The sequence below is a fragment of the Pseudoxanthomonas fibrivorans genome (assembly GCF_041464125.1).
Classification (GTDB): Bacteria; Pseudomonadota; Gammaproteobacteria; order Xanthomonadales; family Xanthomonadaceae; genus Pseudoxanthomonas.
In genome coordinates this window covers 477,156-491,795 of sequence record NZ_JBGNUG010000002.1, presented here as the reverse complement: position 1 = coordinate 491,795, position 14,640 = coordinate 477,156, and the positions used below count along the sequence as shown (strand labels likewise).

At 74.3% G+C, this 14,640-nt stretch carries 14 protein-coding genes; 1 reads left to right on the top strand and 13 read right to left on the bottom strand.

The window, feature by feature from the left end; genetic code table 11:
* Window positions 1–3 precede the first annotated feature (3 nt).
* The 11 genes from ACA089_RS15705 to mrcB all read right to left on the bottom strand — a co-directional run bounded on the left by ACA089_RS15705 (window position 4) and on the right by mrcB (window position 10,472).
* Window positions 4–489, bottom strand: coding sequence for a TPM domain-containing protein (locus ACA089_RS15705; RefSeq protein ID WP_372018668.1), 486 nt, complete (start codon window positions 487–489; stop codon window positions 4–6).
* A gap of 5 nt (window positions 490–494) precedes the next feature.
* Window positions 495–1,412, bottom strand: coding sequence for a TPM domain-containing protein (locus ACA089_RS15700; protein ID WP_372018665.1), 918 nt, complete (start codon window positions 1,410–1,412; stop codon window positions 495–497).
* 13 nt (window positions 1,413–1,425) lie between these two features.
* Window positions 1,426–2,094 (bottom strand): LemA family protein, encoded by a 669-nt coding sequence (locus ACA089_RS15695; RefSeq protein ID WP_372018663.1) that lies wholly within the window; start codon window positions 2,092–2,094, stop codon window positions 1,426–1,428.
* 134 nt (window positions 2,095–2,228) lie between these two features.
* Window positions 2,229–2,978, bottom strand: coding sequence for a TerC family protein (locus ACA089_RS15690; protein ID WP_372018661.1), 750 nt, complete (start codon window positions 2,976–2,978; stop codon window positions 2,229–2,231).
* 28 nt (window positions 2,979–3,006) lie between these two features.
* Window positions 3,007–3,387 carry a diacylglycerol kinase gene (locus tag ACA089_RS15685; protein WP_372018659.1) on the bottom strand — a complete coding sequence of 127 codons (381 nt, stop codon included), beginning with the start codon at window positions 3,385–3,387 and terminating at the stop codon, window positions 3,007–3,009.
* Window positions 3,388–3,576: 189 nt separating this feature from the next.
* Window positions 3,577–3,957 (bottom strand): VOC family protein, encoded by a 381-nt coding sequence (locus tag ACA089_RS15680; protein ID WP_372018657.1) that lies wholly within the window; start codon window positions 3,955–3,957, stop codon window positions 3,577–3,579.
* An 87-nt stretch (window positions 3,958–4,044) separates the two neighbouring features.
* Window positions 4,045–4,647, bottom strand: coding sequence for an RNA polymerase sigma factor (locus tag ACA089_RS15675; RefSeq protein WP_372018654.1), 603 nt, complete (start codon window positions 4,645–4,647; stop codon window positions 4,045–4,047).
* Between the two features lie 8 nt (window positions 4,648–4,655).
* Window positions 4,656–5,363, bottom strand: coding sequence for a tRNA (adenosine(37)-N6)-threonylcarbamoyltransferase complex dimerization subunit type 1 TsaB (gene tsaB / locus ACA089_RS15670; protein WP_372018651.1), 708 nt, complete (start codon window positions 5,361–5,363; stop codon window positions 4,656–4,658).
* A 55-nt stretch (window positions 5,364–5,418) separates the two neighbouring features.
* On the bottom strand, window positions 5,419–7,458 hold the full coding sequence (locus tag ACA089_RS15665) for an ATP-dependent DNA helicase (RefSeq protein WP_372018648.1): 2,040 nt from the start codon (window positions 7,456–7,458) through the stop codon (window positions 5,419–5,421).
* A 60-nt stretch (window positions 7,459–7,518) separates the two neighbouring features.
* Window positions 7,519–8,037, bottom strand: a complete 519-nt coding sequence (locus tag ACA089_RS15660; protein WP_372018646.1) for a hypothetical protein — start codon at window positions 8,035–8,037, stop codon at window positions 7,519–7,521.
* Between the two features lie 8 nt (window positions 8,038–8,045).
* Entirely contained in the window at window positions 8,046–10,472 is a 2,427-nt protein-coding gene (gene mrcB / locus ACA089_RS15655; protein WP_372018644.1) for a penicillin-binding protein 1B, read from the bottom strand.
* Window positions 10,473–10,570: 98 nt separating this feature from the next.
* On the opposite strand from mrcB, the gene ACA089_RS15650 reads away from it, so the two are divergent.
* On the top strand, window positions 10,571–12,679 hold the full coding sequence (locus ACA089_RS15650; RefSeq protein ID WP_372018642.1) for a glycosyltransferase: 2,109 nt from the start codon (window positions 10,571–10,573) through the stop codon (window positions 12,677–12,679).
* A gap of 9 nt (window positions 12,680–12,688) precedes the next feature.
* Here ACA089_RS15650 and ACA089_RS15645 read toward each other — a convergent pair whose 3' ends face one another.
* Complete coding sequence (locus ACA089_RS15645; protein WP_372018639.1) at window positions 12,689–14,104, bottom strand: hypothetical protein; 1,416 nt, start codon at window positions 14,102–14,104, stop codon at window positions 12,689–12,691.
* Window positions 14,105–14,335: 231 nt separating this feature from the next.
* Window positions 14,336–14,635, bottom strand: a complete 300-nt coding sequence (rpoZ, locus tag ACA089_RS15640; RefSeq protein ID WP_162378582.1) for a DNA-directed RNA polymerase subunit omega — start codon at window positions 14,633–14,635, stop codon at window positions 14,336–14,338.
* Between the last annotated feature and the right edge of the window lie 5 nt (window positions 14,636–14,640).

Below are 14,640 nucleotides of genomic sequence, written 5' to 3'. Positions count from 1 at the left end.
GCGCTACAGCAGCACCGGACCGTCGGGCAGCTCGTCGCCCGCGTCGCCACCGGGCGGGAAATGCCGGGCCAGCAGGTCCGAGATCCGGGCGACGCCGTCGGCCACCGCGCGCTCGGCGTCGCCATCGGCCAGTGCGGCCGCCACCGCGCTGCAGATCTCCGCCCACTGAGCGTCCCCCACCCGCCCGTGCAGGCCGCGGTCGGCCACGATCTCGATGGCGTGGTCGGCGAGCAGCAGGTACAGCAATACGCCGTTGTTGGCGTCCGTGTCCCACACCCGCAGGCGCGCGAACACGTCCTCGGCCCTCGCCCGCGGCGTGGTGCCGGCGGCCAGCGCGGCCCAGGACAGGCCGGCCTCGACCGCGAACACCACCTCGCCGCCATGCAGCCGCTCGCCGGCGGCGACCGCCTCGCCGATGCGCGCCAGCGCCGGCGCCGGAAAGCGGCCGGCCGCCGAGGGCGCGAACAGGTGGCGGAGCCAGCGCGCCAAGGCCATCACCAGCGCCCCGAAGCGCCGCCGCCACCGGACATGCCGCCACCGCCCGACCAGCCGCCGCCACCGCCGAAGCCACCGCCTCCTCCGAAACCGCCTCCGCCCCAGCCTCCTCCGAAGCCGCCGCCGCCCCAGCCACCGCCGCGGCCGGACCGCACGTAGCGCCCCGCCTTCAGGCTCGACAGCCCGATCACCAGGCCGACCATCGCGCCGAGGCCGGCGGCGACCAGGCTGGAGGCGATCCACCAGCCGATCGCGCCGCCGGCCAGGGCGACCAGCGGGCCGCGCAGCAGCGCCGGCAGCCAGCCGAGGACCGCCCGCAACACGTTGGCGACGACGAATGCGATGAACAGCGCCGGCAACCACGCGCCACCCCGACGCTCCTCGCCCGCGCGGTGGCGGCTGACCGGCTCGGGCAGCGGTTCGCCGTCGACGAGTTTCACCAGCACCGCGGTGGCGTCCTCGATGCCGCCGCCGAAATCGCCGGCGCGGAACCTGGGCACGAGGTATTCCTGGATCACCCGGTTGGCGACCGCGTCGGGAATCGCGCCTTCCAGCCCGTAGCCGGTCTCGATCCGGACCGCGCGGTCGTCCTTGGCCACCAGCAGCAGCACGCCGTCGTCCACCCCGGCGCGGCCGAGCTTCCACGCCTCGAACACGCGCACCGCGTACTGCTCGATGCTGTCCGGTTGCGTGGTCGGTACGACCAGCACCTGCAGCTGGCTGCCCTTGCGCTGCTGCAGCGCGCGCGCCTGCGCGTCCAGCCGCTGTACCGTGGCCGCGTCGAGCGTGCCGGTGGTGTCGACCACCGGCGCGTCCAGCGGCGGAATCGCCGCCGGCGGAGCGGGCTGGGCCGACGCGGACGCAGCGCCCGCCAGCAGCAGCCACGCCGCGACCAGCCGCACGGCCAGTGCGCGCATGCCCGTCACCGGCTCAGTTGGCCGGCGCCGGCGGCGGGGGCGTCTGCTGCGGTGCCGGCGGGGGTGTCTGGGGCGCCTGCGGCGGCGTGGTGCCGAAATCGACCGCGGGCGCGCGCTGGATCTGCGCTTCGTTTTCCACGCTGAAGTTCGGCTTCTCGCGATGGCCGAAGATCTTGGCGGTGATCAGCTGCGGGAACGAGCGGATGAAGGTGTTGTAGTCCTGCACCGCGGCGATGTAGCGCCCGCGGGCCACGGTGATCCGGTTCTCGGTGCCTTCCAGCTGCGCCTGCAGGTCGCGGAAGGACTGGTCGGCCTTGAGCGTTGGATAGTTCTCGCTGACCACCAGCAGGCGCGACAGGGCCGAGGACAGCTCGCCCTGGGCGGCCTGGAACTGCTGCAGCGAGGCCGGATCGTCGGCGTTGACCTGGATCTGGCCGACGCGCGCGCGCGCCTCGGTGACGTCGGTCAGCACCTGGCTCTCGTGCGCGGCGTAGCCCTTCACCGTCGCGACCAGGTTGGGCACCAGGTCGGCGCGGCGCTGGTACTGGTTCAGCACCTCAGACCAGCCGGCCTTGACCGCCTCGTCCTTCTGCTGGATCGCGTTGTAGCCGCAGCCGGACAGCAGCATGGCGACAGCGGCGAGGAACGCGAAGGCGGCTCCCCTGCGGAGAATCCCTTGCATGGCACGGCTCCTGTGTCCGGGTGGCGCTGCCGGCCATGGCCGGCGCCGGGCCATTGCAGCACCGGCCCGGAGCCCGCGCAAGCGGTGCCGGGCCGGCGATGCGGCGCGTGCCCCGGCGATGCCGGGGCCGGGACTCAGAACTCGCCGGCGCCCGGCACGTGCCTGCGCGCGGCGTTGCGGCGCATGAACAGGTTGAGCGTCTCCACCAGCACCGAGAAGGCCATGGCGAAGTAGATGTACGGCTTCGGCACGTGGACCTCGAAGCCGTCCAGGATCAGGACCACGCCGATCAGCAGGATGAAGGCCAGCGCCAGCATCTTGATGGTCGGGTTGGCGTCGATGAAGCGGCCCAGCGGGTTGGCCGCCAGCAGCATGATGGCCACCGCCAGCAGGATCGCGAAGATCATCACCGGGATGTGCTGGGCCATGCCCACCGCGGTGATCACCGAATCCAGCGAGAACACGATGTCGATGATCGCGATCTGCACGATCACCATCCAGAACACCTGCGAGCTCTTGGTGGTGCGCGGGTCCTCGTCGTGGCCGCCGGTGATCAGCTCGCGGATCTCCATCGCGCCCTTCACCAGCAGGAACGCGCCGCCCAGGATCAGCACCAGGTCGCGGACCGAGAAGCCCATCCCGCCGATCGTGAACAGGTCGTGCTGCATGCGCGCCAGGAACGCCAGCGACACCAGCAGCGCGATGCGGGTGATGCACGCCACCGCGATGCCGAACTTGCGCGCGAAGGCGCGCTGGTGCTCGGGCAGCCGGCCGACGGCGATCGAGATGAACACCAGGTTGTCGATGCCCAGGACGATCTCCAGGGCGCTGAGGGTCACCAGGGTCAGCCAGACGTTCGGGTCGGCCAGGAATTCGAGGTTCATCGTGGATCGTTTCCTACGGTCGGTTCATTCAAAGCAGGCGGGGAAGCAGGACCAGGGCCCAGACCGCCAGCACGTTCATCATCAGCACGAACACCGCCGCCGAGCCCATGTCCTTGGCCCGGCCGGCGAGTTCGTGGTGCTCGGCGCCATAGCGCTCGATCACCGCCTCCACCGCCGAGTTCAGCAGCTCGGCCGACAGCACCAGCACCATCGAGCCGACCAGCAGCGCCCGTTCCACGCCATCGGCCCCCAGCCACAGGGCCAGCGGGGCGAGGACCACGAACAGGTAGACCTCGAGCCGGAACGAGGACTCGTGCAGCCAGGCCGCGCGCAGCCCCTGCAGCGACCAGATCGTGGCCTTTAGGATGCGGTCGGGGCGGCGCGGCAGGTGCCCGGTCTCGTCGGCCACGGGTCAGGCCCCTGCGGCGGCGTGCGCGGCCAGGCCGGCACGGGTCGTCGGGGGCGGGACGGGGGAAAGCGGCATGGCGGGGGTCGGACGGCGATGGACCGGGGATTTTGCCACATCGGCCCCGGGCCACGGCCGCGATGCCCGGAAACCACCCTGCGCGCGCGCCGCAGGCCCGCGCAGGGTGGCGGCTCAGCGCCTGCGTGGCGCATCCGCCGGCTGGTAGAGGCTGAGCAGGTTGCCGTCCGGATCGAGGAAATCGAGGGTGAGCCCGCCATCGGGGGCCTCGCTCACCGGCACCACGATTTCCACGCCCTTCGCAGCCAGCGCCTCGGCGCAGTCGTCGATCCCGCCCGGCAGGGTGAAGACGCAGACCGGGCTTTCGCCGGCGCGCGCCGCGCGCTCGATGAAGACCAGCGTCACCGCACCTGCGCGGGCGGTGGCATACGGCCCTTCATGCCCGTCCTCGACCGGTGCCACCGCCAGGCCGAGGGTGTCGCGGTAGAAGGCCACGCTGCGTGCGAGGCGCGAGACGAAGAAGACGACGGTGTCGAGGGTGCAGCCTGAAAGCATGGGAGGCTCCTGTCGGGAATGGACCACCGGCGCCGCCGGCGGGGCCCGGCGCTTCGCCGGTGCATCCATCCCGTTGCCGCCGCAGGCTCAGGCGTGACCGCCGCGGACGACGATCAGGTGCCCGTCCGGATCGTGGGTGCCCAGGGCCTGCCCGCGCAAGGCGGCCTTGAGCGCACGCCGCAAGGGGCCGAACGCCAGGTCCGCCGCGCGCACGGGGGCACGGGAGGCCGCCGCGGACACGGCGTGGCGGGCGTCGGCGTCCAGCCCTTGCAGGGCGCGTCGCAGGCGCACGATCCGCTGGCGCAGCGAAGCCGGGTCCAGCCGCAGGATCCAGCGGACCTCGCCGGCATCCAGGCCATGCAGCACCAGCACCGCCAGCCGGCGCGACGCCGGCGGGAGCGCCTGCAGGATGCGCTGCGGGGGCAATCCGGGTTCCTCGGGCATGGCCCGGTCGCGGCGGGTGCCGGCCCAGTCCGCCTCGCGGCGGCGCCGCCGCATCTCGGTCCGCGCGCGCAGCGCCGCCTGGCGACGCATCACCCCGGCCAGCCAGGCGCCGTCGGCACGCGGGTCGGTGCGTCCCTGCTCCACCGCCACCCGCAGCGTCTCCTGGACCAGGTCGGCCGCTTCGGCCGCGTTGCGCGACAGGCGACGGGCCTGGGCGAGCAGTGCCGCATAGGCGGTGCGATCCACCGCCGCCGCTACTTCGTCGCGCGCAGCGCCTGCTGCTCGGCCAGGGTGAGGGCGACGTTGTCGCGCAGGTACGCCGGCTCCACCCGTTCGGGCGCGGAGACCTCGCCGCGGGCGAAGGCCGCCGCGGCCAGTCCGGCGAGCACGCCGGCGCGGGGCAGCGCCGCCGCGTCGACGCGGACCAGCGCCGCCGCCAGCTGCCGGGCGAGCAGGCCTTCGGCGGCCGCGAACCCGGTGCCCACGCCCTGCCAGTCGCCGGGCTGGCCCGCCGGGAAGAACACCGCGTCGGGCGCGCGCACGCGTTCGGCATCCAGTGCCACCAGCGTCCCGGCCTCGCGGCGGAAGGCGCCGGCGTAGACCTCGCCCATCCGCGCATCGATCGCCGCCAGGATGCGTGTCGGCCCGTCGGCGGGCGCACCGGCGGCCAGCACCTCGAGCGTGGACACCGGCACCACCGGCCGGTCCAGCGCCAGCGCGATCCCCTGCGCCAGCGCGATCGCCAGGCGCACTCCCGTGAACGCGCCCGGGCCGCGGCCGACCGCGACCGCATCCAGCTGCGCGCGGGCCACGCCGGCTTCGGCGAGCAGCGCATCGGCCCACGGCAGTGCCAGCTCGGCATGCCGGCGCGGCGCGACCTCGAAGCGCTCGCGCACGTCGCCGTCCACGTACAGCGCGACGGAACAGGCCTCGGTGGCGGTTTCGAAGGCGAGCAGCTTCATCGGGAACGGATTCCGGCAGGCAGGCGCGCAGGGTAAACGATGGCGCGCGCCGCGCTCATCCCCCGGCGAAGAACGCCTGCACGTCCTCGATCCGCCGGGTCACGGTGAACGCGGGCAGCGACTCCATGAACACCCGGCCGTAGGGCTTGCCGGTCAGGCGCGGGTCGCACAGCACCAGCACGCCGCGGTCGGACTCGGTGCGGATCAGCCGGCCCACGCCCTGCTTGAGCGCGATCACCGCCTGCGGCAGCTGCTCGTCGCGGAACGGGTTGCCGCCGCGGCGGCGCACCGCGTCCAGCCGCGCCTCGAACACCGGATCGTCCGGCGCGGCGAACGGCAGCTTGTCGATCACCACCACGCTCAGCGCGTCGCCGGCCACGTCCACGCCCTCGCGGAACGTCGCCGAGCCCAACAGCACGCCGTTGCCCGATTCGCGGAAGCGGCGCAGCAGCTCGGCCTTGGGCGACTCGCCCTGCACGAACAGCGGCCATGGCGCGCCGCGCAGGCCCTCGGCCGCCTCGCGCAGCGCGCGGTGGGAGGCGAACAGCAGGAACGCGCGGCCATTGGACGCTTCGAGCACCGGGCGCACCGCTTCGAGCATGGCCGCGCCGAAGGTCCGCACGTTCGGTTCGGGAAGGTTGCGCGGCAGGTAGCACAGCGCCTGCCGCGGCCAGTCGAACGGACTCGGCTCGAGCAGCGTGTCCGGGTCGAACAGGCCGAGCTTGCGGCCGACGTGGGTGAAGCCGCCGCCGACGGCCAGCGTCGCCGACGTGAAGATCCAGGCCGCGTGCGAGCGCTCGCGGTGCGCGCGCAACGGCGCCGACACGTCCAGCGGCGTGCGCTGGCAGCGGAAGCCGCGCGCGCTCAGTTCGTACCAGTAGACCTCGCCGCCCTTGGCGGCCGCCGCAGCCAGCCGCGCGCGATCCAGCGAGCCTTCGGCATCCGCGCCCGCTTCGCCGGCGACCGCATCGACCAGCGCCGCCGCTTCGTCGCCCTCGAACGCGTCGGAGGCCGCGCCGCCATCGCGCCAGCGCTCGAGCCGCTCGCGCAGGTCGCGAGCGCGGGCCACGCAGGCATCGAAACCCGGCGAGGTGGTGGCCAGCGGCGCCATCGCTTCCTCGAGCGTGGCCAGCGCGTCGGCCAGGACGTCGAAACCGTCGGCCACCGCCGGCAGGGTCAGCGCGCGGTAACGCGTGCCGCGCGGCGGCAGCGCTTCCATCGACGCGCGCAGTTCGCGCAGCGCCTGCTCCAGCGCGCGCACCGGGACCTGCAGGACCGCCAGCGCACCGGTGGTCTGCTTGCACTCGGCCAGGCAGTCGCGGCCCAGCTCCTGCAGCTGGCGGCCGCCGAAGCCTTCGCCGAAGAAACTCGCGGCCAGCTCCGGCAACTGGTGCGCTTCGTCGATCACGAACGCCTGCGCGCCCGGCAGGATCTCGCCGAACCCCTCCTGCTTGAGCGCCAGGTCGGCCAGCAGCAGGTGGTGGTTGACCACGACCAGGTCGGCGGCCTGCGCGCGCTGGCGCGCCTGCACGACGAAGCACTCCTCGTAGAACGGGCATTCGCTGCCCAGGCAGTTGTCGACCGTGGAGGTGACCAGCGGCAGCAGCGGCGAGTCGTCGGGCAGGCCTTCCAGCTCGGCCATGTCGCCGAAGCGGGTGCGCCCGCCCCAGGCGACGATGCGCTGGAACTGGGTGGCCTGCTCGGGGCTGGAGAAACGCGCGTCGCCCTTGGCCTGGTTCATCCGGTACAGGCACAGGTAGTTGGCGCGGCCCTTGAGCAGCGCGCTGCGCAGGCCGACGCCCAGCGCCTCCCGTACCCGGGGCAGGTCGCGGTGGTAGAGCTGGTCCTGCAGCGCGCGGGTGCCGGTGGAGACGATGGTCTTCAGGCCCGACAGCAGCGCCGGCACCAGGTACGCATAGGTCTTGCCGGTGCCGGTGCCGGCTTCGGCCAGCAGCACTTCGCGCTGGTCGATCGCCTCGGCCACCGCCGCGGTCAGGCGCTGCTGCGCGGGACGGGCGACGAACCCCTCCACGCGCCCGGCAAGCGCGCCGCCGTCGCTGAGCGCTTCGCGGCTGGCATGGGCAAGGCGTGACATGGGACGCGGCGCGGAGCAGCGGCGCGGCATCGCATCCGCGGGGATGCGTGCCGCGGCGGGCTACATGCGCTTCAGGCCCGGAACCGTGCAGCCGGCGATCTGCACCTGGGCCGAGGCCGCGTTCTCGGCCTGCCCGCGCGCCAGCCGGGCCTGCTCGATCGTGGCCCAGTGCCGGCGGCACAGCGGACCGACCCTGGAGCCGACGTCGTAGGCCTTGCGCGACAGCGTTTCGGCGCGGTCGTACTGGCCCTGCAGCAGCGCCACCTCGGCGCGCTCCTGCAGCACCGCCGGGTCGTCGGGGACGATCAGCAGCGCCTGGTTGAGCGCGTCGGCGGCGGTGGCGGCATCGTTGGCGGCCAGTGCGCGCGCGGCCTTCGCGCGCAGGTCCTCGACCTGCGGGTCACGCAGCGGCTGCACGTCCAGCTCGGTGTCGTCCGCGCCGGCGGCCGCGTGCACGGCGGCCAGGCGCTCCTGCGCGCTCGGTCCGGGCGCCGGCGCAGCCGGCTGCACGGCAGGGCCGCAGGCGGCGAGCAACAGGCACAGTGCGGCCGCGGCGACGGAATGCGTGGGGAATTTCATGGCCGCCATTATGGCGCAGGCGGCGTCGCCGGCTGTGCAGGTTCGGCCGGCGGCGGATCGGCGGGCCTGTCGCGACCGAACAGCCGGCTCCAGAAGCCGCCACCGTCCTCGCCACCGCCTTCGACGGGGTCCGGGTAGGCGGGCGCGCAGGGCGCATAGGCCGGCGCGGCCCCGGCCACGAACGCGAACCGGCGGGCACCCGGGCAGTCGGCATCGGTGACCGACGTGCCCTGCGGCAGCACCCACTGCCAGTCCAGGCCCTTGCCGGAAACGCGCAGCGGCGCGCTCGGCAGCCGCGTGAACAGCCCGGACCAGACCCGCATCGCGCCGGTGGCGCCGTACAGGCCGGTCTGTTCGTTCTGGTCGTTGCCCATCCACACCACCGCCAGGTGGTCGCCGGTGTAGCCGGCGAACCAGCTGTCGCGGCCGTCGTTGCTGGTGCCGGTCTTGCCCGCCGGCGACAGCCTGCCGAGGCCATCGGCGAGCAGGCGGCGGCCGGTGCCGTCGCTGACCGCCTGCTGCAGGGCCACGGTCACCAGGTTGGCGGCGATCGAATCGCCCTCCTGCGCCGGCGCCGGCTCGGTGTCGTAGCGCTTGAGCAGCTTGCCCTGCGGGTCGAGCACGCCGCGCACCGCGCGCAGCGGCTGGATCTCGCCGCCCGAGGCGAGGAACTGGTAGAGCTGCGCCATCGCGTACGGGCTCTGGTCGGTCGCGCCCAGGATCAGCGACGGGTTCGGTTCGGCCTCGATCCCGGCCAGCACCTTCACCAGCTGCGCGAGCCGCTCCGGGCCGACCTGCATGCCGATCCGCACCGTGGCCTGGTTGTACGACCGGGCCAGCGCATCGACCACCCGCACCGTGCCGTGGCTGGTGTTGTCGGAATTGTCCGGCGACCAGGTCTTGCCACGCGCCAGCTGCACCGTGACCGGCGTGTCCTCGACGAAGCTCGCCAGCGAGAAGCGCTGCGGCTGGGCCAGCGCCAGCAGGTACACGTAGGGCTTGAGCAGCGAGCCGACCGGGCGCCTGGCCTCCACCGCGCGGTTGAAGCCGTGGGTGGCCGCGTCGCGGCCGCCGACCACGGCCAGCACGTCGCCGGCGTGCACGTCGGTCACCACCACGCCGGCCTGCAGCGGCGGGCGCTTGCCGGTCTGCAGCGCTTCGGCCGCGCGCGTCACCGCGCCTTCGGCATAGGCCTGCGCCGCCGGGGACATGCCGGTCAGCACGGTGAGGCCCGCGCCCTGCAGGGCGCTTTCCGGATAGTCGTTGGCCAGCTGCCGGCGGACCAGGTCGATGTAGGCGGGGAAGCGGTTGGCCGCGGCCACGCCGGGCTGCGCGGTCACGCCCAGCGGCGCCTTGCGCGCGCGCTCGTATTCGGCATCCTCGAGCAGGCCGGTGTCGTGCAGCATCGACAGCGCGATGTTGCGCCGCTCCAGCGCGCGTTCCGGGTGCCGGCGCGGGTCGTAGTAGGACGGGCCCTTCACCAGGCCGATCAGCAGCGCCATCTGCTCGGTGGTCAGGTTCCCCAGTTCGCGCCCGAACCAGAATTCCGCGCCCGAGGCCACGCCATGGATCGCCTGGCCGCCGCGCTGGCCGAGGTAGACCTGGTTGAGGTAGGTCTCCAGGATCGTGCGCTTGTCGTAGCGCGCCTCGAGGATGATCGCGTACAGGATCTCGTTGAACTTGCGCGTGTAGGTCTGCTCCTTGCCGATCCCGAGCAGGCCGCTGCGCGCCAGCTGCTGGGTCAGGGTGCTGGCGCCCTGGCGCTTCTCGCCCGCCAGCAGGTTGACCCAGACCGCGCGGGCCATGCCCGACAGGTCGATGCCGTGGTGGTGGGCGAAGTCGCGGTCCTCCACCGCCTGCAGGCCGGTGACCAGCAGTTCGGGCACCTCGTCGATCCGCACCAGCCGCCGTTCCTCCTGGCGCTGGCCGTAGAGCGTGGCGATGCGCGCCGGATCCAGCCGCGCGGCCTTGACCGCCTTGCGCGTGCCTGCTTCGCGCAGCCCGGCCACGCGGCCGCCCGACAGGGTGACCTCGAGCCGCCGCGCCGGCACCTGGCCGTCGACGTCGGAATAGCCCCGGCTGGAGATCGTGAAGCGGCCGCCCTCGGCCTTGTAGCTGCCGGGGCGCTCGCCGGCGCCGTCGTCCTGGTAGCCGGCCGCGTCCAGTTCGGTCTTCAGCGTGCGCGCATCCATCGCCAGCTGCGGGCGCAGCTGCAGCGGACGCGCGTACACGCGGGTCGGGATCTGCCACTGCAACGCGGCGAAGCGCTCGCTGACCTGGTGGTTCAGGTACAGCATGTAGGGGATCAGGAACCCGGCCGCGAGCGCGGCCGCCGCCAGTACCGCGGTCAGCAGGTGCCTGCGCCAGGCCGGCGTGGCGGTGCCGTCGTCGTCCTCGAGGTCGTCGATGTCGTCCGGTTCGTGGCGTCGGGGCACGGGGATGCGAGAATGCCGAAGTCGGCCGAGTCTAGCGCAGCCTCCCCGGGGCGCCGCGGCGGCCGTTCACCTTCCTTCAGTCGGAGTTGCGAACCGGGATGCCTTCCACGCCGCTGGCCGACGTCCGTTACTGGCTGGCGCACATGCGCGGCCTGCTGCGCCGCGGGCTGTCCAGCCTGCGCAGCCGCGGCTGGCGGGCGACGTGGGAACGGACGCTGGTGCAGCTGCGCCCACCCCCGCCGCCGCCGCGGATCCCGCTGTACCGGCCGGACGCGGGGCCGTTCGCGCCCTTCGCCGTGCCTGCGGCGCCCGCGGGCACCGCGCCGCGCGCCAGCATCGTCATCCCGGTCTACAACCACGTGGACGCGACGCTGGCGTGCCTGCGGGCGCTGGCCGCCCACCCGCCGGAAAGCGCGTGCGAGGTGATCGTGGTCGACGACGGCAGCCGCGACGCCACCGCCGAATGGATGCCGCAGGTCGAGGGCCTGCGCTACCACCGGCGTGCAGCCAACGGCGGCTTCATCGCCGCCTGCAACGACGGCGCCGCGCTGGCCCGTGGTGCGTTCGTGGTGTTCCTCAACAACGACACGATCCCGCAGCCGGGGTGGCTGGACGCGCTGCTGGACACCCTGGCCGCCCGGCCCGACGCCGGCCTGGCCGTGGCCCAGCTGCTCTATCCGGACGGACGCCTGCAGGAGTCCGGCGGCGTCGTGTTCGCCGACGGCACCGCGTGGAGCTACGGCCGCTTCGAAGCCGCCGACGATCCCCGGTACGCCTACCTGCGCGAAACCGACTACGGCTCCGGCGCGGCCCTGGCCGTTCCGCGCGCGCTGTTCGAATCGCTCGGCGGCTTCGACCCGCGCTACGCCCCCGCGTACTACGAGGACACCGACCTGGCCTTCGCGGTGCGCGCCGCCGGTAAACGGACCTGGGTCCAGCCGGCCGCGCGCGTGCTGCACGACGAGGGCACCACCGCGGGCACCGACACCGGCAGCGGGGTGAAGGCCTACCAGGCCCGCAACCGCCACGTGTTCGCCGACAAGTGGTCCGGGGCGCTGCGTGGTCGTCCCGCGCCGGGCACGGTGCCCGGTCCCGCGCTCCTGCACGCGCGCCAGCGGCGCGTGCTCGTGCTCGACGAGGCGGTGCCGCGCCCCGACCGCGACTCCGCCTCGCTGCGCCAGTTCAACCTGCTGCGCATGCTGCTCGCCGAAGGCGCGCACGTGGCCTTCCTGCCCACCCGGCTGGCCCATGCCGGCGCGGCGACCGAGGCGCTGCAGCGGATCGGCGTGGAAACCTGGTACGCGCCGTTCGCGCGTTCGGCACCGGCCTGGCTGCGCACGCACGCGCGGCGTTTCGACGTGATCGTGCTGACGCGCCACCACCTCGCCACCGCGTTCCTGCCGCTGCTGCGCCGGCACGCCCCGGGGGCGCGGCTGGTGTTCGACACGGTCGACCTGCACTACCTGCGCGAGCGGCGCGGCGCCGAGCTGGCCGCCGACGCCGCGGCGCTGCGCGCGGCAGCGGCCACGCGCCAGCGCGAACTGGCGGCGATGGCCGCCGCCGACGTGACCCTGGTGGTCAGCGCGGAGGAACGGGCGCAGCTGGCCGTCGATGCGCCGTCGGCGCGGGTGGAGCTGCTGTCCAACCTGCACGAGGTCGCCGGGCGCGGCGCGGGTTTCGACGAGCGGGTCGACCTGGTGTTCGTGGGCGGCTTCCGCCATCCGCCCAACGCCGATGCCGTGCTCTGGTTCGCGCGCGAGGTGTTCCCGCGCATCCGCCAGCGCCTGCCGCAGGTCCGCTTCCACTGCATAGGCGCCGATCCGCCGCCCGCCGTCCTGGCGCTGGCCGCCGAGCCGGGCATCGTCGTGCACGGCCATGTCCCCGACCTGGGCCCGTACATGGACGGCAGCCGCATCGCGGTCGCCCCGCTGCGGTTCGGCGCGGGGGTCAAGGGCAAGGTCAACCTGAGCATGGCCCACGGCCAGCCGGTGGTGGCCACGTCCTGCGCGGTGGAAGGCATGCACCTGGAGGACGGCGTCGACGTGGCGGTCGCCGATGACGCGGCCGCCTTCGCCGACGCGGTCGTGGCGCTCTACCAGGATCGCGAGCGCTGGCAGCGGCAGGCCGACGCCGGCCTGGACAACGTCGCGCGCCACTTTTCGCTGGAAGCGGCCGCCGCGACCGTGCGCCGCGTGTTCTTCGACTGATCGCGCCGATCAGGGGGCGCCGGCGCGTGCGCGCGACAGCCGGCGCTCCAGCTCGTCCAGCCCCTGGGTGCGCGGATCGATCCGCCGCGCCGACCCCAGCGCGCGCGATGCCGCGTCGAGTTCGCCCGCCCGCAGCCGCTCCTCGCCCACCGCCAGCCAGCGCTGCGCCAGGCGTGCTCCGGCCGGGGCCAGCGCCCGGTCCGCCGGCGCCAGCGAGCGCCACGCGTCGTGGCACTCCTGCGCGGAGCGCAGGCGGTTGCCGCGCAGGCCGTCCTCGACGCAGGCCGCGGCCGCCGCCTGCATCCGCCGCGAAGCGGCGTGCACGCGCGGATCCTGCGGCGAGATCGCCTGCGCAGCGCGCAGGCGGTCATAGGCGCTGGTGCCGGGCGGCTCGATGAGGTCGCCGGCGGCGAGGGATTCCTCGAAGGCGGCCAGCGCGGCACGCAGGGCCAATGCTCCGCCACGCCCGCCCGCCGTGGCCGGATGCAGGCGCGACTCGGCGGCCCGCGCCCGCTCGAGGTCGCGCGTCGCCGCCGCGACCTCGGCCAGGTCCGGCGCAAGCCGGCGCGCCAGGTCCAGCGCACGACCGGCCGCCTCGAAGCGGAAGTCGGCGGCCAGCCGGCGCGCGTCGCCTGCCAGGACCGACGCGGTCCGGCGGGCGCCCTCGGCAACGGCCGGGTCCTCCGGCGCGACGGCGCGCAACAGCACGAACCGCGCGCCCGCGGCGTCCGCCTCGCCGCGGGCCAGCGACCGTTGCGCGTCCCGGACCTGGTCCGACAGGGCCTGCGCATAGGCCGCCTGCAGGTCGGGCAGTTCGACGTGGCCCGGATCGTGCCGCCGGGCCGTCGCCAGCCAGTGCGCGGCGGCGGCGAGGTCGCCCGCCTGCAATGCCACCGGCACCCGTTCGAGCAGCAGCGACAAGGCGTCTTCCCGGCCCTCCAGGGCCACCGCGTCGCCGGGCACGGCCGCCAGCCATCGCGCGTACAGCGGCAGCGCGCGCTCGGGATCGCGTGCGGCGAGCGCGGCCGCGGCCCGCTTGCCCAGCGCGGCCGGATCGACATCGGCCAGCTCGACCTCACGCAGGCGCCGGGCCACCGCGTCGCGCTGCGCGCGCGGCACCTGCAGCTCGGCCGCCAGCGCCAGCCAGCGCCCGGCCTCGACCGGACGACCCGCCGCGATCGCGGCATCGGCGCGCGCGAGCGCCTGGCGTCCGACCCGCGCAAGCCCGGCGCGGGCCTCGCCGCGGTCGCTGTCGAGGGCCTGGGCCGCTTCGTATTTCTGGCGCGCCCCGCCGCCATCGGCCTGGTCGAGCCGCCCTTCCGACAGGGCCTGGTCACCCTCCGCAAGCAGCCGGTCGATCCGCGCCTGCGGCCATAGCCGGTCGGCCAGCGGTTGGCGCAGCGCGAGCAGCAGCGCCCCGAGCACCACGACTCCCAGCAGCGGCCAGCGCCAGCGGGGATGCCGGCCGGGCCGCGGCGTCGACGCAGGGCGGCGCGGGTCCACGCTCAGGACGCGATGGGAAACTTCACCGCCGCAGCTTACCGCGGGGTCGTGGAGGGACCGTCAGGCGCGGCACCTCCCCGGAAAACGCGAACGGCCCGCGCGATGGCGGGCCGTCGTAGGACTGCCTGGGCGGGGCAGCGCCCCGCGCCGGGCTCAGTCGTCGCCCTTGGACAGGTCGTCGTCGGCCACCACTTCGGCCGCGGCCCACTCCAGCGCCTCGCGCTCGGCGCGCTCGCGCTCGGCCTTCTCGACTTCGTCGATCAGGGCGTTGTCGATGGTGCGGGCGGCGATTTCGCGCAGGGCCAGCACGGTCGGCTTGTCCTCGCTCTCGCTGTTGTCCAGGGTGGCCGGCACGCCGTTGGCCAGCTGGCGGGCGCGCTTGGAGGCCATCATGACCAGTTCGAAGCGGTTGTTGACCACTTCCAGGCAATCTTCGACGGTGATACGGGCCATAGGAG